This is a genomic window from Neisseria sp. 83E34 (assembly GCF_001308015.1).
GTDB lineage: Bacteria > Pseudomonadota > Gammaproteobacteria > Burkholderiales > Neisseriaceae > Neisseria.
The window spans coordinates 1-1,018 of sequence record NZ_LGYH01000030.1; the positions used below are offsets into that span (position 1 = coordinate 1).

Consider the following 1,018-nt stretch of genomic DNA (forward strand, 5'->3'; position numbering starts at 1 on the left):
AAACAACCAAGGGATTAAAGTGTCTGACGTGATGGCAACCCAAGCAGCTTTGGGAAGTTTGCTAGGCAATGCTGCGCAATATGCGGGAGATGCCATCGGTTCAAGGAATAAAGCAGCGGGTAAAGCTTTGGAAACAGTGGGGAATGCTAATAGCAAATTAGCTTCAGCCTATGCCGCCAGCGCATTAGCTTTAAATAAAACTAAGGCTGATTTAGCTGTATGGGATCCCCATGATAGGACAGGGCTACCTAAAATTACGGATTTGGACGCTAGCACTGAAACATTAAAAAAAACAGGCGACATCTTAAAAGATAATGTTAAATCTGAATTTGAGAAATCGTTTAATGATGTGAAGGATATTGTTAGAGATATAGATAAAGGAGGTAAAGATTTATTAGATAAAGGAGGAGAGGCTATATTGCCCACATTATTAGATATTTCTAAAACACTAGATAAAGCTCTTGATCCGAATACTTGGAAAGAGAAAGCTAGAGAATTTTTTGAAGAAATTGATAAAGGATGGGCAGAGCTACGAGAGGCGATGGAACAAAAACTGTTGCCTAAAATTCTTGATTGGGCTTCAGACTGGGGAACAAAAGAAAAACACTGGTGCACCCCTGAAGACTGGAAAGAATGGCAAGATGCCAACCGTAGCGGTAAATTCCATGTCTTACGTCCAGATCCGCTAACACTTGACCTCGATGGTGACGGCATAGAAACCGTCAGCACCAATGCCTATAAAGGCGCGCTTTTCGACCATGATAAAGACGGCATTCAAACCGCCACCGGCTGGGTGGCTGCCGACGACGGTTTTTTGGTTATCGACCGCAATGAAGACGGCATCATCAACAACGGCAACGAACTCTTCGGCGACAACTACACACTGAAAGACGGCAGCAACGCACCAACAGGCTTTGCCGCTCTGGCCGAATTCGACAGCAACGGCGATGGTGTGGTGGATGCCAAAGACGAAAACTTCGCCAAACTGCGCGTATGGCGCGATTTGAACCAAGACGGC

At 45.1% G+C, this 1,018-nt stretch carries 1 pseudogene; it reads left to right on the top strand.

What is annotated here, in order from left to right:
* A pseudogene (locus tag AKG09_RS12100) lies at nucleotides 1-1,018 on the top strand (hypothetical protein); the annotation flags it as partial.